This is a genomic window from Stenotrophomonas sp. STEN063, assembly GCF_056854515.1.
Genome location: NZ_JBXFWF010000073.1, coordinates 1 through 23,612, shown reverse-complemented (window position 1 = coordinate 23,612; position 23,612 = coordinate 1). Strand labels below are relative to the sequence as shown.

Below are 23,612 nucleotides of genomic sequence, written 5' to 3'. Positions count from 1 at the left end.
GAGCCATGCTCGGCATGGGCTTCACCGGTAAGGCCTCTGCCGAGCATGGCTCGGCACTACGGGTGAGGCCTCTGCCGAGCATGGCTCGGCACTACGCTGAGGCCGCCGTTGTTAGACCCGGCGCAGTTCCCAGGCGCGGTGGATGCGGGCGTTGCGCTCGAAATCCGGGCCGATGGTCTGTGCGGAGATCTCGCGGCAGATGGCGAACTCGGCAACCGCGTTCTCGTCCAGTTTGAAACGACGGAAGTTGTTGGAGAAGTACAGCACGCCGTCGGAGGTCAAACGATCCATTGCCGCACGCAGCAGGCGCACGTGCTCGCGCTGGATGTCGAAGTCTTCAGCGCGCGCCGAGTTGGAGAAGGTCGGCGGGTCGCAGAAGATCACGTCGTAGCGGTTCTTCTCCGCTTCCAGCCAGGTCACCGCATCGGCCTGCACCAGCGTGTGCTGGCTGCCGCCCTTGCCGTTGAGCGCGAGGTTGTCGGCACACCACTGCAGGTAGGTACCGGACAGGTCCACGCTGGTGGTCGAGCTGGCGCCGGCAACCGCGGCTTCCACGCTGGCCACGCCGGTGTAGCAGAACAGGTTGAGGAAGCGCTTACCACGGGCTTCCTGCGCCATGTGCGTGCGCAGCGGGCGGTGGTCGAGGAACAGGCCCGTGTCCAGGTAATCGAACAGATTCACGCGCAGCAGCGCATTGTTCTCACGTACCAGGATGAACTCACCGCGCTGTTCGAAACGGCCGTACTTGCTGCCGCCCTTGCCACGCTCGCGCGACTTCAGCGCGACCTGCTCGGCCGGCACCTGGAATACCTCACGGGCCGCAGCGAGCAGTTCGTTGCGGCGGCGGCGCACATCCACGTCCGGAATGGTGGCCGGCGCGGCGTATTCCTGCACATGCAGGAAGGTGCGGTTCTTGCCACCGTCTTCGCGGTAAACGTCGATGGCCGCAGCATATTCCGGCAGATCGGCGTCGTAAGCGCGGAAGCAGGTGATGCCTTCGCGGTTCAGCCAGTTCTTGAATTTCTTCAGGTTCTTGCGCAGGCGGTTGGCCACCATCTGCGCGCCTTCGCTGAGCTCGCGCGGCTGGCCGGCGTTCTCACGCTCCGGCACAGCGATCGGATCGCAGACGATCAGCGCGCACTCGATGGCGCCATTGAACATCTGGTACTTCTTGGCCGCGCGCAGGCCAGTGGCAAAGGCCAGGTCGGCGCTGCCGCACAGCAGGCTCGCACGCCAGGTCGGCACAGCCCGCTTGAGCGCATCGCCAATACGGCGGTACAGCACGGTGTCGGCGGCCAGACGCTCGTCATACGGCGGGTTGCAGACCACGCAGCCGGTTTCCTGCGGCGGCACCTGCACATCGGCCACGTCGCGCACACCGAACCAGATGGCCTCGCTGACGCCGGCGACCTCGGCATTTTCCTTGGCCGCACGGATAGCCTGCGGGTCGATGTCGCTGCCATGGATGACCTGCTTGAGCGCGGCACGACCGGCCTGCTCGCGCTCGCGCGCTTCGGCCATCAGTTCCTTCCACTGCGCCTGGTCGAAACCGCGCCAGCGGCTCGGTGGGATGCTGCCGTGGCGCTGCAGGCCAGGTGCGACGTCGGCGGCCATCAAGGCGCCTTCGATCAGCAAGGTACCGCTGCCGCACATCGGGTCGAGCAGGCCACCGCCTTCGGCGTGGATCTTCGGCCAGTTGGCGCGCAGCAGCACGGCGGCAGCCAGGTTTTCCTTCAGCGGTGCGTCGTTCTGCGCCATGCGCCAGCCACGGCGGTGCATCGGGCCACCGCCGAGGTCAATCGAGATCGTGGCCCGGCCCTTGCGCAGCGACAGGTTGATGCGCACGTCCGGGAACTCGACGTTCACCGACGGCCGCTCCATGCCCTGGTCACGCAGGCTGTCGACCACGCCGTCCTTGACCCGCTGCGCGGCAAAGCGCGCATGGGTGATGGCGGTACCGGATACATGCGCGTCCACCGACAAGGTCAGCTCGGGGGTGATGTGCTGGTCCCACGGCATCGCCGCCACGCCCTGATACAGCGAGTTCTCGTCCGGGCACTCGAATTCCTGCAGCGGCCACAGCACGCGGCTGGCCAGGCGCGACCACAGCACCACACGCTGCGCATCGCGCAGTTCGCCCTCGGCATTGACGCCGGAAATGGTGGCGGTCGCCCGCGGCAGGCCCATCGCCAGCAGTTCGTCGGCGAGCAGGTATTCGAGGCCCTTGGCGCAGGAAACAAAGAAATTCACGGGAGATATCAACTTTCAGAAAGGGAATCAGGCCAGCCAGACGGGCAGGCACGGCGGCCAGCCCCGGGGCATCCAGGGGTTCTATTGTAGGCAGTTGCCCGTCGCGCCGTCGGATTCAGCCGACGGCCGCGTTCACAAACCGCGCAGCAAGGCCTCAAAGGCCTGGCAGGACGCATCCACATGGCGCATCAGGCGGTGGCCGTCGTTGACCAGCAGCAGCCGCGCTTTGCGCTCGGCGGCCCAGGCGATGACATCGGCGGCCGGGATCAGCTCGTCGTTCCAGGCGTGGACCACGCTGATCGGCACCGCCGCGGCGTCCAGCGCCGGCATCGGCCCCATCGTGGTCGGCGGCACCATCAGGAACAGCCCGGCAACCGGCACCTGCAGCGAGGTGATGGCCGAGATATAGGCGCCCAGGCTGGACCCGGCCAGCACCAGCGGGCCGCGTGCAGCCATTTCAGCCGCCCGCTCGATCAGCCGCTGCAGCCGCGCCGGCACGTCGCCAACCCGGCTGATCTCGCTTCTGGCATCCAGATCGGTGTAGTCCGGGCGCTCATGGCTCCAGCCCAGGCGTTCGGCAACCTCAGCCAGCGCGGTGACCTTGGTGGCGTCCGGGCCGCTCTCGAAGCCGTGCGACAGAATGCAGTGGCCGCGGCTCATGACTGGCGGCAAGTCGTGGGGGAATTCATGCGTGAATGCTAGCATCCACGCATGCACCTGCCGCCCCCCATCATTGCCAAGCCGCTGCCCTACGAGCACCAGTTGGCGCAGCGCAAGCCCGCCGATATCGACCTGGTGGTGATCCATTGCACCGAGCTGCCGGACCTGGCCACGGCGCGCGAGTACGGTGAGCGTGCGCTCTACGACAATGGCAGCGGCAACAGCGGCCATTACTACATCGACCGCGATGGCAGCATCCAGCAATACATCGCGCTGGACCGCGTCGCCCACCACGTGCGCGGCATCAATCCGCGCTCGATCGGCATCGAGCTGGTCAACCGCGGGCGCTGGCCGAACTGGTTCGACTCCAACAACCAGGCCATGAGCGAGCCTTACCCGGAAGCACAGATCGCCGCCTTGGTGAGGTTGCTGGAATGGCTGCCGCAGGCAGTACCGTCACTGCGTTACATCGCCGGCCATGAGCAGCTGGATACCGCACTGGAACCGGCCAGCGATGACCCCGGGCTCAGCGTGCAGCGCAAACTCGATCCGGGCCCGATGTTCCCGTGGGAACTGGTGCTGCGCGCGATTGATCTGCAGCAGTTGCCGGACTAAGCAACTCCCCGGCAGTCGCTTACTGCGGCAGGTACTGGAACTTCTCGCCAGCCGTCACCGCAAGATCCAGGCGATTGATGGCCGGCGCGATCGGGCACACCACGTGCGGGGTGAACGCGCAGGGCGGGTTCTCGGCGCGATTGAAGTCCAGCTGCACCACGCCATCGGTGGGCATGGCCGCGTAGAGGTAACGCGCACCACCATAGGTTTCGCGGCCGCTGGTGCGGTCCGACAGCAGGAAGAACAAACGCCGTGATGGCGGCGCGGCCTCATCCAACACCGGCTGCAGCGTGTAGCTGCGCCCATTGACCTCGAACACCGCTTCGCCCGGCACGACGGCCGGCAACGGGGTGCCGATCGAGGTCAACAAGACTGCCTGCTTGGGCGCTGGGAACGGCCGCCATTGCGCCTTGATGTTCCATTTCGGGTCGACCGGGAAGTGCTCGATGGCGGTGAATTCCAGGCGCCGCGGCGACTGCGGGTCGCGATAGCGCCACCCCAGGATGCTGCCGGTGCGCACCAGATAGAACTCCGAATCACCCACTTGAACGCGACTGGCCTCGCTCACATGGGCCACACCGGGGACCAGAACCGCCCGCTCCAGCGGCTGACCGTTGATCCGGGCACCCGCGCGACTACCTGCGGTGAAGATGGCCTCACCGTCGCGGTCCACCTGCAGGAAACCCAGATCTGCGGGGCCACTGGGCAACACCACATCATTGGCCGCGGCACTGCCCACCCGGTAAGCGCCGGCCTTGAGCCGCCCCGAGCCGGTATAGCTGAGCCAGCCCTCGGGCGCGCGCAGTTGCGCCAGACGCTGCGTCCGCCACTGTTCAACCTCGCGCAGATATTGACGCACCGCATCGCCGGACAAGCCGTTGCCTGGCGCATTGCAAGCACCAAGAACCACCATCACCAGCACTACGCCTAGCCATTTCAATGAACGCACGCTTCCCCCGAAGCATTCATACCCATCGGCACCGCGCCCACTCGCGGCGTACTGATCACTCAACGTGTGGCGACCGGTCGGCCTGCATCGCTGGACCAACCACTCCAGGAATCACTGAATACACGCAGCCCAGGCAAACCCGCATGCGCAAACGCCAAGGCCAGATGACAGGCGGTGACACCCGAACCACACATCACCGCCATCTGCGTCGGTGCCTGTCCGGACAACAGCGGCTCCAACTCGGCATGCAGTTCCTGCGCCGGACGGAAACGACCATCACGCAGATTCATGCCGAACGGTCGGTTCAGCGCGCCGGGTACATGCCCGGCTACCCGATCCAGGGGCTCGACTTCGCCGCGGTAACGTTCACCTGCACGCGCGTCCAGCAACCATGCCGGCGTCTGCGACAAGCGCGACTGCACCTCATCGGCACTGACTACCTGGGTCATGTCGAACTGACCGGGATAGGCCGGCAATGCAGGCACCACAACCGGGGTCGCATCAACCGCGTACCCTGCCGCCTGCCAAGCGGCCAGACCACCATCGAGCACGGCGACCTTGCGATGGCCGATCAGGCGCAGCAGCCACCACAGGCGCGCCGCCGCCATGCTGCCATCGGCCGCATCGTAGACCACCACCTGGGTATCGGGCGCAATGCCCCAGTGTCCCAGACGCGCTGCAAAGACCTCGCTTTCCGGCAACGGGTGTCGGCCATGCCCCTGCTTGCCCATGTCCGACAGATCGTTCTCCAGATCCGCATGGAGCGCACCGGGAATATGTGCGGCGGCGTAGCCAGCGGCACCTGCCTGCTTGTCCGCCAATGAATAGCGCGCATCCATCACCCGCACCGCGGTGCTGGCGGTGGCGCGGGCATCGACCACGCGCAATTCGGGCTGTGCCAGGGCATTGGCCAGCTCCGCTACATCCACCAGCGTGGTCCACGAAACGCCAACCTGGCTCATGCCACCTGCTCCAAACGACGACGAAGGTTGTAGAGGATGGCTGCGGTCGCGCCCCAGATGCGCTGCCCGGGCCAGCTGTACTCCATGACATGACGGACACGCCCGCCATGCTCGATATCCACCTGGCGCAGATTGGCCGGGTCCATCAGGTAATCCAGTGGCACCTCGAACACCTCGGCCACTTCGCCAGGTTCGGGACGTGCGATGAACGCCGGGTCCACGACCGCGACCACCGGCGTCACCCGGAAGCCGGTGATGGTGATGAACGGGTCCAGATAGCCCAAAGCCAATACCTGGCTGCGCGGCAAGGCGATTTCCTCGTCGCTCTCGCGTAGCGCAGCTGCCAGCGGATTGCGGTCCAGGGTCTCGATGCGGCCCCCGGGAAACCCGACTTGACCGCCATGGTTGCGCAGCGCTTCGGTACGACGGGTCAAGATCACCTGGGTGCCCTGCGCGCGCGGCACCAGTCCGGCCAGCACCGCCGCTTCCACCGGCGGACCGGGCGGCAACAGGTCCTCCAGCTCCGAGCGGTTCCAGCCCGGCCCGGTTGGCGTCTGGGTCAGTGGCATCAAGGCCTGCTGCAACCGGTCACGCCCCTGCAGTTGCTCGGCAAACGCCTGCGCCTGGCGTGCGCGCCTTGGCAGTTCCTGCGTCATTACCCGCCGGCGCTCGTCCTCGCTCATGCGCATCCAGGCACCGATCTCGGCGCCATTGCGCCAGCAACCACGGCAATAGCCCTGCTCATCAAGCGCGCAGATGCCAATACAGGGGCTGGAGATGACACGAGCAGGTGCATCCATCAATTCCGACATCACGCTAGCGTAACGCGAGGCGCACTTCCGGACCAGTTATCCCCCTTTGTCAGCAGGGGATTTGCCCAGTCCTGATGACAAATCAGGCACAAACGGCCACGCCAATCCAGCAGGCTCCGATGACGCTTAGGCCCATTCATTATGTGATCTTCATCAAACTATGGTTGAGCTGCGGTTCATCTCCGGGCACACTCCAATTGCCGACAGGGGGAACACGAACCATCCAATGCGCGTGACGCGCGTTCGATCAGCGTGGCTGTGGGACGCCTGCCTCGCACGCATATGGATGGAGCCTTATCGCTTTTCACTCTGTAAGCGGAGCTCGGAAATGAGAATGGCAAAACCTTCCTTGTTGTTATCGGCGCTGGCACTGTCCGCCAGCCTTTCAGTACAGGCCCATGAGCCGCCAACGGACGGCAACCCAAGCACCCCTACCGAAAGCGGCATGGTAGCCGGCATCGATGCCAAGACCGGCAAGCTGCGCAAACTCACCGATACCGAGATCCGCGCGCTTTCCGAAAAGGCAAACGCAATGCCTTCGGCAAGCCGCAGCGCCACCGGCACCAACGCCGCCTGGGCACGCATTCCACAGACCGGCACCGATGCCGCCAAGACCATCCGCCTGCAGAGCAACGGCATGAGCACTGCCGACCTGCCGCTGTCCGCGTTGAGCTCATTGAGCGTCGAACGCGATGCCAACGGTGAAGTACAGATTCTGGAGAACGGCGCACCGCTTTCGCATGGTCGACAGGAGGTGTCCGAATGAAGACGCTGCTGCTTTCCGCTGTCATCGGCGGCGCCGTGCTCGGCGCATCGGCCAACGCCGCCATCATCACTCCGATCAACCAGGATCCCGCAGGCAAGGGCCTGAACGACACCACTGCGCGCGCGCCTGAAGGCGGCAACCCCGGCAAGACAGTCGGTGAACAACGCCGCATCGTCTATCAATTCGCCGCCGATCTATGGGGCGCGGTGCTGCAGAGCGACGTGGAGACCTTTGTCGGTGCCAGCTTCCAGGACCTGACCTGCACCGCGACCGGCGGCACCCTCGGCTCGGCCGGCGCCTCCTGGATCGCAACCACGCCGCCCACCGCCACCGAACTGGGCATGATGTACCACGCCCCGCTCGCCAATGCCCTCAACGGCAGCCGCATCACCATCAGCAGTTCCGGCACCGATATCACCAGCCGCTTCAACGCCAATCTTGGCGGCAGCAACCCGGACGGTACGCCATGCATGACCGGCTCGGGCTGGTACTACGGACTGGACGGCAAAGCGCCCGCCAACCTGATCAGCTTCCTCGACGTGGTGATGCATGAGATCGGCCACGGCCTGGGCTTCTCCGGCTTCGTCGGCTACACCACCGGCCGACTGGGCGAGCGTGCCGGCATTCCGCAGTACTACGGGTATTCGGACGTCTATACCGAGAACGCGTTCGACAACCTGTCCGGCAAGCGCTTCACCGAGCCCACGATGACCAACGCGCTGCGCGCAACGTCGGTCAAGACCCGCGGCGCTCCGGCATGGAACGGTGCAACCACCAAGGCGCAGACGCCCCTGTGGCTTGATCCTGCGGTGGTGCTGTCGGTCAACGGCAGCGGCCTGGTCACGCAGTTCTACGGCACCGCATCCTTTGGCCCGCCGGCCACTCCGGCCAACTTCGCTGGCGCGGTTGTCGTCGCCAACGATGGCACCGGTGCCGACACCGCCGACGGCTGCGAAGCAATTCCCGCCGGCAGCCTCAGCGGCAAGGTTGCCTACGTCAATCGCGGCGGCTGCGCATTCGAGATCAAGGCAGCCAATGCGCAGGCGGCAGGCGCGGTCGCAGCGATCATCGGCAACGTCGCCAGTTCCGGCGATCCGGGCACCGCGCCGGGCATGGCCGAAGACGCCAGCGTCAACGCCACCATCCCAACGCTTAGCGTCAACCTCACCGATGCCAATCAGATCAAGGCAGCGGCACAGGCGGGCACGGCGTTGACCGCAAGCCTGGGCCAGGTAGCCGGCCGCTATGCCGGTGCCGATGCCAGCGGGCGTCCGCTGCTGTATGCACCGGCCATCGTTGCCAGCGGCTCTACCTTCTCGCACTTCGAGAGTGTGCTGGTACCCGACGCGTTGATGGAACCGGCCAACAGCCCCAACACCGACGCGGGCCGCATGGTCGACCTGACCTTGGCGGTATTCGTCGACCAGGGTTGGGACTTGAACGCTGGCACGGCGCGCATCGGCAGCTGCGATACGGGCGTGAAACTGTTCAAGAACCCGGGCTTGATCGCCGGTGCCAATGTGCAGGCCCAGGATCGCCTGTGCCGCACCACCGCCAACGGCAACCGTGCGCTCTACCTGCGTTGCATGAACGACACCGCTGCCTCGCTGAAGGCCGTCAACCTGATCAGTACCGTGGAGCAGGCTGGCATCCGCACATGTGCGGCCAAGGTGACGTCGCCGTAAATCCAGTGAGCAGGGATTGCCTGTAGTGCCGAGCCATGCTCGGCAGAGGCTCTACAAGCGAAACCACCAGCTCGTCCAGAAACAGCACTGGATGGCGAACAAAGACCCGGCGCCTTGATGGCGCCGGCTCTTCTTTTTTTTCACAGCACTGATAGTTACCTGGCCTGCAACAACCCAGCTTGCGATGGTCGGCTACTGCGGCCTTGGCCGGTTGCGCGCCTGCACTGCGCTGATCGTTGATGAAGCGCTCCTGCTGGTGTCGCCGGGAAAGCCCTTGCCGAGCATGGCTCGGCACTACATGTGCTTGCAGACAAAAAGAAAGCGCCGGTGTTGCCACCGGCGCCTCTTGTTACATCACTGGTTTGCGCTTACTTGACGCTGACCAGCTTGATCTCGAACTGCACGGCCACGTTCGGCGGGAACGGGGTGCGCGGGTCGGCACCGTAGGCCTTCTCCGGCGGCAGGGTCACTTCCCACTTGGCGCCGGCCGGCATCTGCAGCAGGGTTTCGCGCATGGCAGCCATTTCCACTTCGCTCAGCTTGATCGACGGAATCGACTGTGCCGGGCGAGCTTCGGTCGGACGCTGGCCGTACGGGAACGGACCGGCAACTTCCAGTGCAACGGTGCTCGCCTGGGTCGGCTTGGCGCCGGCACCGGCTTCAATCACGCGATACTGCACGCCGCTGGCCAGGGTCTGCACGCCGGCCTTGGCCTTGTTGGCGGCAATGAACTGGTCACTGCGGGTCTTGTTTTCAGCAGCAGCCTTGTCGTACTCGGCCTTGGCGGCCTGGGCACGGCCCTGCTCGCGGCGCTGGAAGGCTTCAACGGCCGGCTTCAGCTGGTCGGCGGTGATTGCCGGCTGCTTCTTGGCGTAGGCATCCTGCAGGCCCTTCACCACCGAAGCGATGTCCAGCTGCTCGCCACGACCGGTGAGCTCAGCCAGGTTGTTACCGTAGTCATAGCCGAAGTAATAGCTCAGCTTGCCCTTTTCGGACGCGATGTCCTGGGCGAAAGCGGTGCCGGTGACGGCCAGGGCGGCCACGGCGACCGCAATAGAACGCAACTTCATCAAACAGTTCTCCAGGAATGGTGTCTCAGGGCAAGCATGCCGCTAGAGGCGACGGGTTAGGATAGCCGTCACAAAGGCTGTCCGCCACTGACGACGCTCACCTACGACCGTCTTCGACTGAAAGAGTTCAATCCATTACTTTTTTTTAACGTTTCGAGGCTTTCACCCCATGTCCGAGTCACCGGTTTCGATCAGCACCCACGCAGGCGTCCGCACCATCACCGTGCAGCGCCCGGAAAAGCTCAACGCCCTCAACCGGCTGACCCTGGAAACCCTGGATGCCGCCTTCGCCGACGTAGCACTGGCCGAGGATGTAAGGGTTGTGGTCCTGACGGGCGCGGGTAGCAAAGCCTTCGTTGCCGGCGCGGACATCGCCGAAATGAATACCTTGACCCCGGTTCAGGGCCGCGATTTTTCGCTGGTCGGACAGCGCCTGATGCGCCGGATCGAGCGCCTGAACAAGCCGGTCATCGCAATGGTGAACGGTTTCGCACTGGGCGGCGGCATGGAACTGGCCATGGCCTGCCACCTGCGCATCGCCGCCGATAGCGCCAAGGTCGGCCAGCCGGAGATCAACCTGGGCCTGGTACCGGGTTTTGGCGGCACCCAGCGCCTGCTGCGCCTGGCCGGCCGCGCGGCCGCGCTGGAACTTTGCCTGCTGGGTGCACCGATCAGCGCCGAGCGCGCCCAGCAGTTGGGCCTGATCAACCGCGTGGTACCGGCCGCCGAGCTGGAAGCGGAAACCACCAAGCTGGCCGAGCAACTTGCCAATGCCGCACCGCTGGCGCTGCGCGGCATCCTCGACGCGATCAACGTCGGAGGTGAGTGCGCTATCGAAGAAGGACTCGAATACGAAAGCGCACAGTTCGGCCTGGTGTTCTCCACCGACGACATGCGTGAAGGCACCAGCGCCTTCCTGGAACGCCGCAAGCCGGAATTCAAGAATCGCTGAGTTGTCCATGTCCAACGCAAGCGCTACACCCCGCCAACTGCTGCAATTCGTGCTGGACGATGATCTGGATGCGGCGCTGCGCGCCGGGCTGATGGACTACCTGCCGCAGCCCGGCGATGAACTGCTGGATCCTGCGCAGCCGCAACTGCCACGACTGCTCACGCAGGCCCAGCAGCAGCTGCGCACGGCCTGGGCCGCGCGTGAGCGCCATCGCGCCCGCGCCGCGCGACTTGAACGCCGTGATGCCGAGCGCCAGGCACGCCGTGCGCCGCCGCCGGCAGCTGACAGCAAGCCTGCCCTGCCCTCTGCGGCGGCGGCAATCCTGGCACGTGCCAAGGCGCGCGCCGCAGAAAAGCCGGGCAAATGAAGGCAGTGGCAGTGAAGAAAGCTACAGTGAAGAAGACGGCCGACAGAAAAATCGCCGCGAAGAAGATCGCGGTAAAGAGCGCTCCGGCAAAAAAAACCGCACCGCGGAAAAGCACGTTGGCTCGCGGCAGCAAACGCATGAGTGCGGCTGAAGTATTGGAGATGTTCACCCGCCTGCGTGAGCTCAACCCGCACCCGACCACCGAGTTGGAATACAGCTCGCCGTTCGAACTGCTGGTGGCGGTGACCTTGTCAGCGCAGGCCACCGATGTTGGCGTCAACAAGGCAACCCGCAAATTGTTCCCGGTGGCCAATACCGCCCAGGCCATTCTTGCCTTGGGCGAGGAAGGACTGAAGCCTTACATCGCCACCATCGGCCTGTTCAACGCCAAGGCCAAGAACGTGATTGCCGCCTGCGCCATCCTGGTCGAGAAGTACGGTGGCGAAGTGCCGGCCGAACGCGCCGCGCTGGAAGCCCTGCCCGGGGTCGGCCGCAAAACCGCCAACGTGGTGCTCAATACCGCCTTCGGCCAGCCGACGATGGCGGTGGACACGCATATCTTCCGCGTTTCCAACCGCACCGGACTGGCACCTGGCAAGGATGTACGGGTGGTCGAGGATGGGCTGGTGAAGGTGATTCCTGATGAATTCCTGCAGGATGCGCACCACTGGCTGATCCTGCACGGGCGCTATGTCTGCAAGGCGCGCAAACCCGATTGCCCGCAGTGCGTGATCCGTGATCTCTGCCATTTCAATGACAAGACCGCCGACGCAGCGTGAGCGTCGGCGGCTGCCATCTGCACGACACTTTCCCGTAACAGCCCCAAGGCCCAATACGCAGGCCCTTGTGCCACAAGGCCAAAGCTCGTCGTTGAACTGTCACATTTACGCAATCTTTACGCCCTAGCCTTCGCAGCAACCTCCAACCGCCTGCAAGGCTACCCACCCAATGAAACTGCATCGCCAACTCCTTACCGCGGCCGTGGCTGCTGCACTGTTCGCGCCGGCTGCACACGCTGAAGTCGCCATCGACGTTATTGGCGGTTCCGAAATCACCTTCGAAGGCCTGGTCCAGGCCGACGGCAACTGGTTCAGCAATGACAAGGCCGACCTCAATGGCGTTGCCAAGAACGGCAAGGACAGCGAGTTCGAACTGCGCCGCGCCGAGCTGGTGCTGAAGGGCAAGGGCCCGGGCAACATCGAATGGGTGGTCGGCTACGACGCCAAGGCTGACAAGTTCCTCGACACCAACGTCAAGTACAAGCTGGGCGGCAACAGCAACCACTTCCTGCAGGCCGGCCAGTACAAGCAGCCGAACAGCCTGGAAGAACTGTCCAGCACCAAGAACAACGACTTCATCTCCAAGGCCACCGTCACCAACACCTATGCAGTTGCCCGCCGCCTCGGCGTTGGCTACGGCGTTGGCGATGCCAACTGGTCGGTCACCGCTTCGGCCTTCGGCCGCGAGCTGACCCGTGACCTGGCCCATGGCAGCGGCTACGGCGTGCGCGGCACCTTCGCCCCGATCAACGAGAAGGGCAACATCCTGCACCTGGGCCTGAGCTACGTCGATTACGACACCGACGCCGACCTGCTGCGCCTGCGCGCCCGCCCGAACGCCGACCTGGCCACCGTGCGCCTGGTCGACAGCGGCGACCTGAAGGACACCGACCGTCTGAGCACCATCGGCGCCGAAGCCATGTACGTGCATGGCCCGTTCAAGGCCCAGGGCGAGTACTACAGCTCCAAGGCCAAGCGTTACGACCACGACAACTACAGCACCGACGGTTACTACATCAGCGGCGTGTGGAACGTGACCGGTGAGACCTGGGGCTACAAGGGCGGCACCCCGAGCCTCGGCCTGCCGGATGAGCCGGGCCGCGGCATGTGGCAGCTGGGCGCACGCTTCGACCACATCGACCTGAACGACGGCGGCCTGAAGGCCCCGGCCGTGGTCGGCGGCACCCCGCTGGTGGACGGCGTGCTCGGTGGCAAGATGGACATCTGGACCGTCGGCGCCAACTGGTACTGGCGTTCGAACTTCAAGGCCTCGCTGAACTATGTAATGGTCGACAGCAACAAGTACTCCTCGTCCAGCAAGAAGTTCGTCAGCGACAAGCCGGACATCCTGGAAGCGCGCCTGCAGTTCTTCTGGTAAGCATTGGCTGCATGCAATACCACGAACGCCCCGCAAGGGGCGTTCGTCGTTGCAGCGGTTGTGATTTTGTAGGAGCGGCGTAAGCCGCGAGGCAAGCAACGTCGGCGCCCAAGCAATCGCCGCAATCTGAAGGTCTGTCAGCTTCGCGGCTCACGCCGCTCCTACAACGGCAGGCGCCGCTGCGCTTGCTGAAGCTGTGTAAGCTTCGCAGCTTACGCAGCTCCCACAACGCATCCGGGGGCGCTCCAACCGGATGGATTCCATGCGCACCTGCCTGCTGGCACTACTGCTATCCCTGCCCGTCACCAGCTTCGCCCAGGACTGTGGTGATGACGCTGCCGCGCGTATCACCCAGGCGTACCAACAGCGCGACACGGCCGCCCTGCCCGACCGCTCCGGCTGGTCCATCGACGCCGAGCACGGCGCTTGCCGGGTATGGCCAGCGGATACTTCGCTGACCTTGATCGCGGTACCGCTCCTGGGCCCGGAGGGACCCAATGGTGACTCCCAGTCGGGCGACCTGGATGTATTGGTGGTCGACAGCACCAGCCTGCGCCCACGCGCGGGGCTCCGCCTGCCCGAGGTGATGAACAGCGATGCGATCCATGTCGACAGCGTCGGCCTGGATACCGCGCGTTACAACCTCTCGCCGGGCGTACGTGCATTCGGCGTACGCAGCTCACGCAGCAACTCCTCGCAACCCAACCCTTTCAGCGAAACCCGGCTGCAGCTGCTGGTACTCAACGGCAGCAACCTGGAAGCAATCACCGGGCAGATCGTGGTGTCCAGCAGCGGCGGTGAATGGGATACCCGCTGTGCCGGTGAATTCCATGAAACAACGCGCACGCTGGAGCTTGGCCCCTCCCCCGCGCAAGGCTGGGCATCGCTGACAATCCGTGAACGCGGCAGTTCAACCGTGAACCACGAAGATGCCAAGGGTGATTGCGTGGAAGCCCGCGAAGAGCTTCCCCTACGCAGCTTCAAGTTGCTACCAAGGGGCCGCAGTTACCCGCTTCCCAGCGAGGTTAAAGCAACGTTCTGATCATAAGCGCCACTGTCATATGTGCGTCATATGACAGACGCTGCACTGTCATCAAATGGTTATGGAATAGGCGCCGGGGCGGAAACCACCGCACATCAACTCCCAGGAGCCATTCGTGATCCACGCCATCAAATCGCGCGCCGCTGTAGCCATCCTCGCAGCGTCGTCCGTGTTCGCCGCCAATGCAGCCGATGTCACTGGCGCCGGCGCGTCCTTCATCTACCCGGTCATGTCCAAATGGTCGGCCGATTACAGCGCTGCCACCCGCAACCGCGTCAACTACCAGTCGATCGGCTCGGGCGGCGGTATTGCCCAGATCAAGGCCAATACCGTTGACTTCGGCTCGTCCGATGCGCCGCTGAAGCCGGAAGAACTGGCGTCGGCTGGCCTGGTGCAGTTCCCGTCGGTGATCGGCGGCGTGGTGCCGGTGCTCAACGTGCCGGGCGTAGACGCCGGTGCGATGAAGCTGGATGGTCCGACCCTGGCCAACATCTTCCTGGGCAAGATCACCAAGTGGAATGACCCGGCCATCGCCGCACTCAATGCCGGCCTGACCCTGCCGGACACCAAGATCACCGTCGTCCACCGTTCCGACGGTTCGGGCACCACGTTCAACTTCGTCAACTTCCTGTCCAAGGTCAACGCTGACTGGAAGACCACCGTCGGTGAAGGCACCAGCGTCCAGTGGCCGGTAGGTATCGGCGGCAAGGGCAACGAAGGCGTGGCCGCTTACGTCAAGCAGATCCGCGGCTCGATCGGTTACGTCGAGTTCTCCTACGCCCTGCAGAACCGCCTGACCTTCTCGCGCATGAAGAATGCCGCCGGCAACTTCGTGCAGCCGCGTGACGAGACCTTCTCGGCCGCTGCTGCCAGCGCCGACTGGGCCAACGCACGTGACTTCTACCTGGTGATGACCAACGCTCCGGGCGAGCAGGCATGGCCGATCACTGCCACCAACTTCATCCTGATGCGCAAGCAGCCGAAGAGTGCCGAAGGCGCCAAGGCCGCGGTTGAGTACTTCCGCTGGATCTACGCCAACGGCGACGCCCAGGCCCGCCAGCTCGACTACGTGCCGCTGCCGGACCCGCTGGTCCGCCAGATCGAAACCTACTGGCAGCAGAACCTGCGTTACTGAGTAAAGAGCCGGCGGGTCCCTCTCCCTCGCCGTCTCAAGCGCGGATCAAGTGATCCGCGCTTTTTTTTTCGCATCACCTTGTGGGAGCGGCGTAAGCCGCGAGGCTGAAAACCCAGTCCCAGCGGCATTGCCGGGACCACTCCCTGTAGAGCCGAGCCATGCTCGGCTGAGGCTTTAGCGGGGATTCCCCTGCCGAGCATGGCTCGGCACTACGGGGCATCGCCGGATAGCCCCACCTGCGGGCGAAATTCCTGCCTTTCAGGGCGCCATCCACCTATCCAACAGCCATTGATTCTGTGAGCTTTTTCAGATTTTTTTCACGATGTAATCAGGCTGTAACAAAAACATCATTTCATAGCCGCATCCGCCGGCGATGCCGGCATTTACCCCGCTATGGAGTGACGCATGAAGCTGCACACGACCGGTCTTGCCGCCCTTTCGCTGGCCATCGCCCTGGGCCTGTCGGCCTGTGGTGACAAGGGTAACCAGGCCGCTTCCGGCCCAGACGCCGCGGGTGCCTCCGCAGCGGCCGATGGTGACAAGGTTGCCGTTGAGATCTCCGGTGCCGGCGCATCGTTCATCTTCCCGCTGGTGTCCAAGTGGTCGGCCGACTACAACACCGCGACCGGCGCCAAGATCAATTACCAGTCGATCGGCTCGGGTGGCGGTATCGCCCAGATCAAGGCCGGCACCGTCGACTTCGGCTCCTCGGACAAGCCGCTTTCCACCGAAGAACTCGCGCAGGCAGGCCTGGGCCAGTTCCCGTCGGCAATCGGCGGCGTGGTGCCCGTGGTCAACCTGGAAGGTCTGCAGCCGGGCCAGCTGCGCCTGAGCGGCACCCTGCTGGCTGACATCTTCCTGGGCAAGATCAAGACCTGGAACGACAAGGCCATCGCCGATGCCAACCCGGGCGTGACCCTGCCCGACACCAAGATCACCCTGGTGCACCGCTCCGACGGTTCGGGCACCACCTTCAACTTCTCCAACTACCTGTCCAAGGTCAGCGGCGAGTGGAAGGAAAAGGTTGGCGAAGGCACCTCGGTGCAGTGGCCGGACGGCGTCGGTGGCAAGGGCAACGAAGGCGTTGCCTCCTACGTGCAGCAGATCAAGGGTTCGGTCGGTTACGTCGAGCTGGCCTACGCCCTGCAGAACAACATGCCGTATGCCTCGATGCAGAACGCCGCTGGCAGCTGGGTGCAGCCGACCGCCGAGACCTTTGCCGCCGCTGCTGCCAGCGCCGACTGGGCCAACGCCAAGGACTTCAATCTGGTGATCACCAACGCACCGGGCGCCAATGCATGGCCGATCACTGCAACCAACTTCATGCTGATGCACAAGCAGCCGAAGGATGCCAAGCGTAGCGCCGATACCCGCGCGTTCTTCAAGTGGGCCTTCGAGAATGGTCAGGCCCAGGCCAACGAGCTGCACTACGTGCCGCTGCCGGCGGAGCTGGTTACCCAGATCGAAGCCTATTGGGCTGCTGAGTTCAAGTGACGCAATGACGCGGGCGCACCGCCTGTGCGCCCGCCTTTGTCATTGCGTCATCCCCGCGCAGGCGGGGATCGCTCGTGATTCTGCTTTTGTTGTTGCTGTTGCTGTTGTTGCTGCTCTTGCTCCGCCCTCGCTGTTGAAGCCACACGCACCATCAACAGCAAGAGCGATTCCCGCCTACGCGGGAATGACCGCTGAAAAGCGATCCCCGCCTTCGCGGGAATGACGAACAAAAGCAGAAGCGACGGCTAACCCCTCCAACGAGGGATTGATATTTCACCGCATCCACCTGGGCCCCTGCCGCTGCCATGAATGCCATTGCACCGTCCCTAGCTTCCTCGCCCACATCGCGCGACCTGCGTGACGCCCGCAACGAGCGTCTGTTCCGCTGGTTCCTGGTCGCCACCGTCATCTTCGTCCTGGTCGCCCTCGCCAGCGCCGCACTGTCCATGCTCTGGGGCGGCCGCCACGCGCTGCAGGAGCAGGGCCTTAGCTTCTTCTACTCCTCCGAGTGGAATCCAGTCGAGAACAAGTTCGGCGCGCTGGCACCGATCTACGGCACCATCGTCACCGCCCTGATCGCGATGTTGATCGCCGTGCCGGTGAGCTTCGGCATCGCCTTCTTCCTGACCGAAGTCGCGCCGCGCTGGCTGCGTGGCCCGGTTGGCACCGCCATCGAGCTGCTGGCAGGCATCCCCTCCATCATCTACGGCATGTGGGGCCTGTTCGTGCTGGTGCCGGTGATGACCGAATACGTCACTCCGTTCCTCAACGATCACATCGGTCCACTGCCGGTGATCGGTGCCTTGTTCCGCGGCCCGCCGCTGGGCATCGGCATGCTCACCGCCGGCTTCGTGCTGGCGATCATGGTCATTCCCTTCATCTCGTCGGTGATGCGCGAGGTCTTCCTCACCGTCCCCACCCGCCTGAAGGAATCGGCCTACGCGCTGGGTTCGACCAAGTGGGAAGTGAGCTGGGACATCGTGCTGCCTTACACCCGCTCCGCGGTGATCGGCGGCGTGTTCCTCGGCCTGGGCCGAGCGTTGGGTGAAACGATGGCGGTCGCTTTCGTGATCGGCAACAGCGTGCGCCTGACCCCCTCGCTGCTGGAGCCCGGCACCACCATCGCCGCACTGATCGCCAACGACTTCGGCGAAGCCACCGAGACCTACCGTTCGGCACTGCTGCTGCTCGGCTTCGTGTTGTTCATCGTCACCTTCGTGGTGCTGGCACTGGCCCGCCTGATGCTGATGCGCTTGTCCCGCAAGGAGGGCAACTGATGTCCGCTTCCGCTGATTCGCTGTACCTGCGCCGTCGCGTCGTCAATGTCGTGGCCCTGTTCATGGGTTGTGCGACCGCCTTGTTCGGCCTGTTCTTCCTCGGCTGGATCCTGTGGACGCTGCTGTCCAAGGGCCTGCCGGGCATCAACCTGGATCTTTTCACCAAGATGACGCCGCCGCCAATGCAGGAAGGCGGCCTGCTCAACGCCTTCTTCGGCAGCGCGGTGATGTGTGCGATGGCGATCGGCATCGGCACGCCGCTGGGCGTCGCCGCGGGCACCTGGCTGGCCGAGTACGGCAACGCCCGCAAGGCCGGCACCGTGGTCCGCTTCGTCAATGACATCCTGCTGTCGGCACCGTCGATCGTGCTCGGTCTGTTCGTCTACACGCTGTACGTGATGCAGACCGGCGGCCAGTTCTCGGCATTTGCAGGTGCGCTGTCGCTGGCCTTCATCGTGCTGCCGGTGGTGATCCGCACCACCGACGAAATGCTGCGCCTGGTACCGGTGCAGATGCGCGAAGCCGCGTTGGCTCTCGGTGTGCCGCAATGGAAGGTGATCATGCAGGTGCTGTACCGCAGCGCCATGGCCGGCATCGTCACCGGCATCCTGCTGGCGCTGGCCCGCATCTCCGGCGAAACCGCGCCGCTGCTGTTCACCGCCTTCGGCAACCAGTACTGGAACAGCAACGTCATGCAGCCAATGGCCTCGGTGCCGGTGGTGATGAACCAGTTTGCCGGCAGCCCGTATGAATCCTGGCAGGTGTTGGCTTGGGCAGGCGCCCTGGTGCTGACCGTGTTCGTCCTGCTGGTCAGCCTCTCCGCGCGCGGCCTGCTGCTGCGTAACCGCATCTCGAACGATTGAACTTAAACGATTGATTGCCATGGACCTTCCCATGAACGACCTCAGCAACGCCGTACCGATGCAGCGCATCAACGTGCCCGCCGCCAACCAGTCGCTGCATACCCCGGCGCCGGTCAAGCTGGCTGCACGCGGCCTGGACTTCTACTACGACAAGTTCCATGCGCTGAAGAGCATCAACCTGGAGATTCCGGAAAAGCGTGTCACCGCGCTGATCGGCCCCTCCGGTTGCGGCAAGTCCACCCTGCTGCGCATCTTCAATCGCATCTACGCGCTGTACCCCAAGCTGGAAGCGCGCGGTGAAGTGCTGCTGGACGGCGAGAACATCCTCTCGCCCAAGTACCCGATGAACCGCCTGCGTTCCAAGGTGGGCATGGTGTTCCAGAAGCCGGTGCCGTTCCCGATGACCATCTTCGAGAACGTCGCCTACGGCATCCGCCACCACGAGAAGCTGTCCAAGGCCGACATGGCCGTGCGCGTCGAGCAGGCACTGCGCCAGGGCGCGCTGTGGGACGAAGTGAAGGACAAGCTCAACCAGAGCGCGCTGGGCCTGTCCGGTGGCCAGCAGCAGCGTCTGTGCATCGCCCGTGCCGTGGCCCTGCGTCCGGACGTGCTGCTGCTCGACGAGCCGACCTCGGCGCTGGACCCGATCTCCACCAGCCGCATCGAGCAGCTGGTCGAAGAACTGAAGAACGATTACACCATCGCCATCGTCACCCACAACATGCAGCAGGCCGCGCGCGTGTCCGACTACACTGCCTTCATGTACCTGGGCGACCTGATCGAACACGACCGCACCGAAACCATCTTCTCCAACCCCTCCAAGCAGCAGACCGAGGACTACATCACCGGTCGCTTCGGCTGAGGCTGGCGCAGGCAGACCATGCAAGGGTCCGCCGCCCGCTGGACGCCTGGCCAAGGATGGCCAGGCCGCACTCCGAAGCCAGATGTACGCCATGGATGGCAACGCAGCTACCGAACGAATGCAGTCCCACCCGAACCGTCTCCAGCGAGCATTCCATGAATCTTCCCAACGACCACATCGTCAAGAGCTATGACGAAGAACAGCAGCGACTGGTAACCGAGATCGTGCGCATGGGCGAAATGTCCGTTGCCCAGCTCGAAGCCGCGCTGGACGTGATCGAACGCCGCGACGAGAAGGCCGCGCAGCGCATCGTCGCCAACGACGAGGCCATCGACCAGCTTGAGCAGCAGATCAGCCACGACGTGATGCGCCTGGCGCTGCGTGGGCCGATGGCCCGCGACCTGCGCGAGATCCTCGCCGGCCTGCGCATCCCCGCCGACATCGAACGCATCGGCGACTATGCCGCCAACGTCGCCAAGCGCTCCATCGCGCTGGCCGCGGTGCCGCCGCTGCCGCAGATCCAGGGCGTGCGCGCACTCGGCCGGCTGGCCGCGCAGCAGGTCCGCCGCGCGATGGAAGCTTATCGCGACAACGATGCCGAGGCCGCACTGAGCCTGCGCGCCGACGACGCGCGTCTGGACGCCCAGTACACCGCGCTGTTCCGCGAGTTGCTGACCTACATGATGGAAGACCCGCGCAACATCACCCCGTGCACGCATCTGCTGTTCATGGCCAAGAACCTTGAGCGTATCGGCGACCACGCCACCAACATCGCCGAGAATGTATGGTTCCTGGTACACGGTGATGCGCCGCTGCCACCGCGCGAGAAGCGCGACGAAACCAGCACCGTCGATCACGCCTGATCGACGGTTGTCCGGCCGCTGCCTGCATGCGCAGCAGCCGCGCTGCCATCCGGTCCGCATCAGCCCGCTGCACCTCGGCGTGGCGGGCTGATACAGACTGGTACAAAGCGACACCGTGCAGCCGGTGTTTTTAATCAGTCATTCACGCATTTTTTCCGAGCATCGACTCGTCCGCAGCACTCCCGCCGCGCACTGAGGAATTGCCATGAAGCGTATCGCTGCCACCCTCCTGGGTCTGTCCCTGTTCGCCTCCGGTGCCGCCCTTGCCGGCCCAGCGCAGGATCGTGACCGCGACGACATTCGTCGCGACAAGTCGGCCCACAGTGCTGACCAGCACGCCCAAGGCCATCGCACCAGCACACCTGCACCGGCCGCGCACAACGGCGCCCGCCACGCATCCAGCAACAGCGCGCACCATGTCCCACGCAAGGGCGAGCGCCTGCCACAGAACCAGCGCGGCAACCGTATTGCCGATTACAGCAAGCATGGCCTGCGTCGGCCCGGGCGCGGCAACGAATGGCGCAAGGTCGATGACCGCTACGTGCTGATGGCAGTCGCCACCGGGCTCATCATCGATATCGTCAGCGGCCATCGCTGATCACCATCGCCAGCTGAACCAACACGGGCCCCAAGTGGGCCCGTTGCCATTCCAACGGTGGCAAGGTCATGCCATTGCGCCGGACCGCTTGCTAAGCTCCAGCCTCCCCCCGGCCCAACCACCACCGGAGACACCATCAATGGCCATCGACATCCGCAAGTCCACCACGCTCGCCCTGGGCGCCGCCCTGCTCGGCGGCATGGCGGCCCCTGCTTTTGCCATGACCGACCTGGCCCAGGGCTATGCCCTCGGTGCCAGCACCCAGACCCCACCAACCACCGAGGCACAAGCGGCTACCGCTACCGCGCAAAGCACCGATGCTGCCGCCAAGCAGAAGGCCGAGGGCAAGTGCGGCGAAGGCAAATGTGGCGAAGGCAAGTGCGGTGCCGACAAGGACAAGCCCAGGACCGATGCCGCCAAGGTTGATGGCGAAGCAGCCGCAGGTGCCGACAAAGCCAAGGCCGAAGGCAAATGTGGTGAGGGCAAGTGTGGCGGTAAGCACTAAGCCCTGCACACCACCCCACCAGCGCATGCCCGCCCAGGCCAGCGCTGGCCTGGGCCTGCGGCGCTCGCTGCTCGACGCCTTGCAGGCTGCACCGGCCGGCGCATTCGATTTTCTCGAATGCGCCCCGGATAACTGGATCGGGGTTGGCGGCAGTCTGGGCGAAGCGCTGTCCGCACTGTCGCAGCAACATCCGCTGAGTTGCCATGGCCTGTCGCTATCGCTGGGCGGCCCCGCCCCGTTGGATCTGGAATTCCTTGCACGCACGCGGCGCTTCCTCGACCAGCACCAGGTCGCCCTCTACAGCGAGCATCTGAGCTGGTGCACGGATGACGGCCATCTCTACGAGCTGCTGCCGCTGCCGTTCACCGATGAAGCCGTGCGCCATGTGGCCGCGCGCATCCGCCAGACACAGGACATCCTGGGCCGTCGCATCGCCGTGGAAAATGCCTCCTACTACGCGGTACCTGCGGCGGACATGGACGAGGCGGACTTCATCAACGCCGTGCTGGACGAGGCCGATTGCGACCTGCTGCTGGACGTCAACAATGTCTACGTCAACGCCATCAACCATGGCTATGACGCCCGCAACTTTCTTGCACGGCTGCCCTCGCAACGCATTGCCAGTTACCACGTTGCCGGCCATCACGACGAAGCCGAAGACCTGAAGATCGATACCCATGGCATGCCGGTCAAGGGCGATGTCTGGGCACTGCTGGCCGATGCCTACACCATGCATGGTGTGCGCCCCACCCTGCTGGAACGCGACTTCAACTTCCCGCCACTGCCTGAACTGCTTGAAGAACTGACACGTATCCGCCAGTTGCAGCAGGCCGCCCATGGCTGATTCCTTGCGCGAACTGCAGCTGCGCTTTGCCGCACACCTGCGTGATCCGTTGCAACAGCCTGCTCCGGCAGGTATCGACGACACGCGCATGCAGGTGTATCGCGAGCTGTACTTCAACAATATCCAGAGTCTGCTGGCCGCGAATTTCCCGGTAATCACGCGGACCTTGGGTGAGTCGCGCTGGCAGCAACTGGTGCGCGATTTCTGTCGCGAGCATCGCGCGCACACGCCGTTGTTCCCGGAGATCGGCCAGGAGTTCATTGCCTTTCTGGACAGTCGGCCGGTCGATCCGCAAGCGCCCTGGTTGCTGGAACTGGCGCACTACGAATGGATCGAACTGGCGCTGAAGATCAGCGACGAGCCGCTGCCTGCGCATGATCCTGGTGGTGACCTGCTGGCTGCCAGCCCGGTCTGTTCGCCCAGCTGCCGTGCCTTGGCCTACCAGTGGCCGGTGCATCGGATTGGTCTGGAATATCAACCCAGTGAGCCACCGTTACAGCCGACGTTGTTGCTGGCCCGGCGCGAGGCTCATGGAAACATCGTGTTCTCCGAACTTTCGCCGATGCTGTACCGGTTGTTGGAGAGGCTGGAGCAGTTTCCCGAGCTCAGTGGGCTTGAGCAGCTGCGGGAGTTGGCGGCCGAAGCAGGTACAGCGGCGGATGCTGTTTTCGTCAGCAATGGCGCGGCAATGCTGCAGCAATTGCGGGACAAGGGCTGTCTGCTGGGCAGCTTGGCCCCCTCCCTTGCGCCGAAGGCGTAGGGAAGGGTTGGCTTTCAGGCATTGCCGGGAATGCCCCTGTAGAGCCGAGCCATGCTCGGCTGAGGCTCTACCGGTAAGGCCCTTGCCTGTCTCTTATACACATAACCGAGCCCCCGAGACAAGA

At 64.3% G+C, this 23,612-nt stretch carries 24 protein-coding genes; 18 read left to right on the top strand and 6 right to left on the bottom strand.

Features of this window, described 5'->3' with window-relative positions; translation table 11 throughout:
• Window positions 1-111: 111 nt before the first annotated feature.
• Both rlmKL and AC1VWL_RS16660 read right to left on the bottom strand, forming a co-directional pair.
• The gene (gene rlmKL, locus AC1VWL_RS16665) at window positions 112-2,250 is read right to left on the bottom strand and encodes a bifunctional 23S rRNA (guanine(2069)-N(7))-methyltransferase RlmK/23S rRNA (guanine(2445)-N(2))-methyltransferase RlmL (protein WP_296252405.1); all 2,139 of its coding nucleotides are present in this window, start codon (window positions 2,248-2,250) and stop codon (window positions 112-114) included.
• Window positions 2,251-2,382: 132 nt separating this feature from the next.
• Window positions 2,383-2,910 carry a hypothetical protein gene (locus AC1VWL_RS16660; RefSeq protein ID WP_482987408.1) on the bottom strand — a complete coding sequence of 176 codons (528 nt, stop codon included), beginning with the start codon at window positions 2,908-2,910 and terminating at the stop codon, window positions 2,383-2,385.
• Between the two features lie 51 nt (window positions 2,911-2,961).
• Here AC1VWL_RS16660 and AC1VWL_RS16655 point away from each other — a divergent pair, with 51 nt between their 5' ends.
• Window positions 2,962-3,525 carry an N-acetylmuramoyl-L-alanine amidase gene (locus tag AC1VWL_RS16655; protein WP_482987407.1) on the top strand — a complete coding sequence of 188 codons (564 nt, stop codon included), beginning with the start codon at window positions 2,962-2,964 and terminating at the stop codon, window positions 3,523-3,525.
• A gap of 19 nt (window positions 3,526-3,544) precedes the next feature.
• Here AC1VWL_RS16655 and AC1VWL_RS16650 read toward each other — a convergent pair whose 3' ends face one another.
• The 3 genes from AC1VWL_RS16650 to AC1VWL_RS16640 are packed head-to-tail and all read right to left on the bottom strand — an operon-like array spanning window position 3,545 to window position 6,236.
• Window positions 3,545-4,474, bottom strand: a complete 930-nt coding sequence (locus tag AC1VWL_RS16650; RefSeq protein ID WP_482987406.1) for a DUF1684 domain-containing protein — start codon at window positions 4,472-4,474, stop codon at window positions 3,545-3,547.
• Between the two features lie 59 nt (window positions 4,475-4,533).
• Entirely contained in the window at window positions 4,534-5,436 is a 903-nt protein-coding gene (locus tag AC1VWL_RS16645; protein ID WP_482987405.1) for a sulfurtransferase, read from the bottom strand.
• Window positions 5,433-6,236: a CoA pyrophosphatase gene (locus tag AC1VWL_RS16640; protein ID WP_481534486.1), complete on the bottom strand. Its 804-nt coding sequence runs from the start codon at window positions 6,234-6,236 to the stop codon at window positions 5,433-5,435. The genes AC1VWL_RS16645 and AC1VWL_RS16640 overlap by 4 nt, the downstream gene beginning before the upstream one ends.
• 346 nt (window positions 6,237-6,582) lie before the next feature.
• On the opposite strand from AC1VWL_RS16640, the gene AC1VWL_RS16635 reads away from it, so the two are divergent.
• Both AC1VWL_RS16635 and AC1VWL_RS16630 read left to right on the top strand, forming a co-directional pair.
• Window positions 6,583-7,014: a post-PEP-CTERM-1 domain-containing protein gene (locus tag AC1VWL_RS16635; protein WP_482987404.1), complete on the top strand. Its 432-nt coding sequence runs from the start codon at window positions 6,583-6,585 to the stop codon at window positions 7,012-7,014.
• On the top strand, window positions 7,011-8,699 hold the full coding sequence (locus AC1VWL_RS16630; RefSeq protein WP_482987403.1) for a PA domain-containing protein: 1,689 nt from the start codon (window positions 7,011-7,013) through the stop codon (window positions 8,697-8,699). The genes AC1VWL_RS16635 and AC1VWL_RS16630 overlap by 4 nt, the downstream gene beginning before the upstream one ends.
• A gap of 368 nt (window positions 8,700-9,067) precedes the next feature.
• Here AC1VWL_RS16630 and AC1VWL_RS16625 read toward each other — a convergent pair whose 3' ends face one another.
• Complete coding sequence (locus tag AC1VWL_RS16625; RefSeq protein WP_282270953.1) at window positions 9,068-9,769, bottom strand: FKBP-type peptidyl-prolyl cis-trans isomerase N-terminal domain-containing protein; 702 nt, start codon at window positions 9,767-9,769, stop codon at window positions 9,068-9,070.
• A 169-nt stretch (window positions 9,770-9,938) separates the two neighbouring features.
• Between AC1VWL_RS16625 and AC1VWL_RS16620 the strand changes: the two genes are divergently transcribed.
• The 15 genes from AC1VWL_RS16620 (at window position 9,939) to AC1VWL_RS16550 (ending at window position 23,488) form a co-directional block, all read left to right on the top strand.
• Entirely contained in the window at window positions 9,939-10,721 is a 783-nt protein-coding gene (locus tag AC1VWL_RS16620) for an enoyl-CoA hydratase/isomerase family protein (protein ID WP_481534481.1), read from the top strand.
• 7 nt (window positions 10,722-10,728) lie between these two features.
• On the top strand, window positions 10,729-11,088 hold the full coding sequence (locus tag AC1VWL_RS16615; RefSeq protein ID WP_482987402.1) for a hypothetical protein: 360 nt from the start codon (window positions 10,729-10,731) through the stop codon (window positions 11,086-11,088).
• A 137-nt stretch (window positions 11,089-11,225) separates the two neighbouring features.
• Window positions 11,226-11,867, top strand: a complete 642-nt coding sequence (nth, locus tag AC1VWL_RS16610; RefSeq protein WP_482987401.1) for an endonuclease III — start codon at window positions 11,226-11,228, stop codon at window positions 11,865-11,867.
• A 169-nt stretch (window positions 11,868-12,036) separates the two neighbouring features.
• Entirely contained in the window at window positions 12,037-13,245 is a 1,209-nt protein-coding gene (locus AC1VWL_RS16605) for an OprO/OprP family phosphate-selective porin (RefSeq protein ID WP_481534484.1), read from the top strand.
• A 262-nt stretch (window positions 13,246-13,507) separates the two neighbouring features.
• Window positions 13,508-14,287 carry a PA3715 family protein gene (locus AC1VWL_RS16600; RefSeq protein ID WP_482987400.1) on the top strand — a complete coding sequence of 260 codons (780 nt, stop codon included), beginning with the start codon at window positions 13,508-13,510 and terminating at the stop codon, window positions 14,285-14,287.
• A gap of 115 nt (window positions 14,288-14,402) precedes the next feature.
• Window positions 14,403-15,422, top strand: a complete 1,020-nt coding sequence (pstS, locus tag AC1VWL_RS16595; protein WP_282270941.1) for a phosphate ABC transporter substrate-binding protein PstS — start codon at window positions 14,403-14,405, stop codon at window positions 15,420-15,422.
• Window positions 15,423-15,827: 405 nt separating this feature from the next.
• Window positions 15,828-16,916, top strand: a complete 1,089-nt coding sequence (gene pstS / locus AC1VWL_RS16590) for a phosphate ABC transporter substrate-binding protein PstS (protein WP_482987399.1) — start codon at window positions 15,828-15,830, stop codon at window positions 16,914-16,916.
• A gap of 305 nt (window positions 16,917-17,221) precedes the next feature.
• On the top strand, window positions 17,222-18,193 hold the full coding sequence (gene pstC, locus AC1VWL_RS16585) for a phosphate ABC transporter permease subunit PstC (protein ID WP_282272922.1): 972 nt from the start codon (window positions 17,222-17,224) through the stop codon (window positions 18,191-18,193).
• Window positions 18,193-19,056: a phosphate ABC transporter permease PstA gene (gene pstA / locus AC1VWL_RS16580; RefSeq protein ID WP_303746900.1), complete on the top strand. Its 864-nt coding sequence runs from the start codon at window positions 18,193-18,195 to the stop codon at window positions 19,054-19,056. The genes pstC and pstA overlap by 1 nt, the downstream gene beginning before the upstream one ends.
• A 31-nt stretch (window positions 19,057-19,087) precedes the next feature.
• On the top strand, window positions 19,088-19,918 hold the full coding sequence (gene pstB, locus AC1VWL_RS16575; protein ID WP_282272926.1) for a phosphate ABC transporter ATP-binding protein PstB: 831 nt from the start codon (window positions 19,088-19,090) through the stop codon (window positions 19,916-19,918).
• A gap of 155 nt (window positions 19,919-20,073) precedes the next feature.
• Entirely contained in the window at window positions 20,074-20,781 is a 708-nt protein-coding gene (gene phoU, locus AC1VWL_RS16570; RefSeq protein ID WP_282272928.1) for a phosphate signaling complex protein PhoU, read from the top strand.
• Between the two features lie 205 nt (window positions 20,782-20,986).
• Entirely contained in the window at window positions 20,987-21,379 is a 393-nt protein-coding gene (locus AC1VWL_RS16565) for an RcnB family protein (RefSeq protein ID WP_296252512.1), read from the top strand.
• A 139-nt stretch (window positions 21,380-21,518) separates the two neighbouring features.
• Entirely contained in the window at window positions 21,519-21,884 is a 366-nt protein-coding gene (locus AC1VWL_RS16560) for an HvfA family oxazolone/thioamide-modified RiPP metallophore (protein WP_481615220.1), read from the top strand.
• Window positions 21,885-21,909: 25 nt separating this feature from the next.
• Window positions 21,910-22,728: an HvfB family MNIO-type RiPP peptide maturase gene (locus AC1VWL_RS16555; RefSeq protein ID WP_481615221.1), complete on the top strand. Its 819-nt coding sequence runs from the start codon at window positions 21,910-21,912 to the stop codon at window positions 22,726-22,728.
• Window positions 22,721-23,488, top strand: a complete 768-nt coding sequence (locus tag AC1VWL_RS16550) for an HvfC family RiPP maturation protein (RefSeq protein WP_482987398.1) — start codon at window positions 22,721-22,723, stop codon at window positions 23,486-23,488. Before AC1VWL_RS16555 ends, AC1VWL_RS16550 begins: the two co-directional genes overlap by 8 nt.
• The last annotated feature ends 124 nt before the right edge of the window (window positions 23,489-23,612 follow it).

What these genes read in the sequence shown, in the direction of transcription:
- AC1VWL_RS16660 (WP_482987408.1), bottom strand. Translation starts at nt 2,910, where the DNA reads ATGAGCCGCGGCCACTGCATTCTGTCGCACGGCTTCGAGAGCGGCCCG.
- AC1VWL_RS16655 (WP_482987407.1), top strand. Translation starts at nt 2,962, where the DNA reads ATGCACCTGCCGCCCCCCATCATTGCCAAGCCGCTGCCCTACGAGCAC.
- AC1VWL_RS16645 (WP_482987405.1), bottom strand. Translation starts at nt 5,436, where the DNA reads ATGAGCCAGGTTGGCGTTTCGTGGACCACGCTGGTGGATGTAGCGGAG.
- AC1VWL_RS16640 (WP_481534486.1), bottom strand. Translation starts at nt 6,236, where the DNA reads ATGGATGCACCTGCTCGTGTCATCTCCAGCCCCTGTATTGGCATCTGC.
- AC1VWL_RS16635 (WP_482987404.1), top strand. Translation starts at nt 6,583, where the DNA reads ATGGCAAAACCTTCCTTGTTGTTATCGGCGCTGGCACTGTCCGCCAGC.
- AC1VWL_RS16630 (WP_482987403.1), top strand. Translation starts at nt 7,011, where the DNA reads ATGAAGACGCTGCTGCTTTCCGCTGTCATCGGCGGCGCCGTGCTCGGC.
- AC1VWL_RS16625 (WP_282270953.1), bottom strand. Translation starts at nt 9,769, where the DNA reads ATGAAGTTGCGTTCTATTGCGGTCGCCGTGGCCGCCCTGGCCGTCACC.
- AC1VWL_RS16620 (WP_481534481.1), top strand. Translation starts at nt 9,939, where the DNA reads ATGTCCGAGTCACCGGTTTCGATCAGCACCCACGCAGGCGTCCGCACC.
- AC1VWL_RS16615 (WP_482987402.1), top strand. Translation starts at nt 10,729, where the DNA reads ATGTCCAACGCAAGCGCTACACCCCGCCAACTGCTGCAATTCGTGCTG.
- nth (WP_482987401.1), top strand. Translation starts at nt 11,226, where the DNA reads ATGAGTGCGGCTGAAGTATTGGAGATGTTCACCCGCCTGCGTGAGCTC.
- AC1VWL_RS16605 (WP_481534484.1), top strand. Translation starts at nt 12,037, where the DNA reads ATGAAACTGCATCGCCAACTCCTTACCGCGGCCGTGGCTGCTGCACTG.
- AC1VWL_RS16600 (WP_482987400.1), top strand. Translation starts at nt 13,508, where the DNA reads ATGCGCACCTGCCTGCTGGCACTACTGCTATCCCTGCCCGTCACCAGC.
- pstS (WP_482987399.1), top strand. Translation starts at nt 15,828, where the DNA reads ATGAAGCTGCACACGACCGGTCTTGCCGCCCTTTCGCTGGCCATCGCC.
- pstC (WP_282272922.1), top strand. Translation starts at nt 17,222, where the DNA reads ATGAATGCCATTGCACCGTCCCTAGCTTCCTCGCCCACATCGCGCGAC.
- pstA (WP_303746900.1), top strand. Translation starts at nt 18,193, where the DNA reads ATGTCCGCTTCCGCTGATTCGCTGTACCTGCGCCGTCGCGTCGTCAAT.
- pstB (WP_282272926.1), top strand. Translation starts at nt 19,088, where the DNA reads ATGAACGACCTCAGCAACGCCGTACCGATGCAGCGCATCAACGTGCCC.
- phoU (WP_282272928.1), top strand. Translation starts at nt 20,074, where the DNA reads ATGAATCTTCCCAACGACCACATCGTCAAGAGCTATGACGAAGAACAG.
- AC1VWL_RS16565 (WP_296252512.1), top strand. Translation starts at nt 20,987, where the DNA reads ATGAAGCGTATCGCTGCCACCCTCCTGGGTCTGTCCCTGTTCGCCTCC.
- AC1VWL_RS16560 (WP_481615220.1), top strand. Translation starts at nt 21,519, where the DNA reads ATGGCCATCGACATCCGCAAGTCCACCACGCTCGCCCTGGGCGCCGCC.
- AC1VWL_RS16555 (WP_481615221.1), top strand. Translation starts at nt 21,910, where the DNA reads ATGCCCGCCCAGGCCAGCGCTGGCCTGGGCCTGCGGCGCTCGCTGCTC.
- AC1VWL_RS16550 (WP_482987398.1), top strand. Translation starts at nt 22,721, where the DNA reads ATGGCTGATTCCTTGCGCGAACTGCAGCTGCGCTTTGCCGCACACCTG.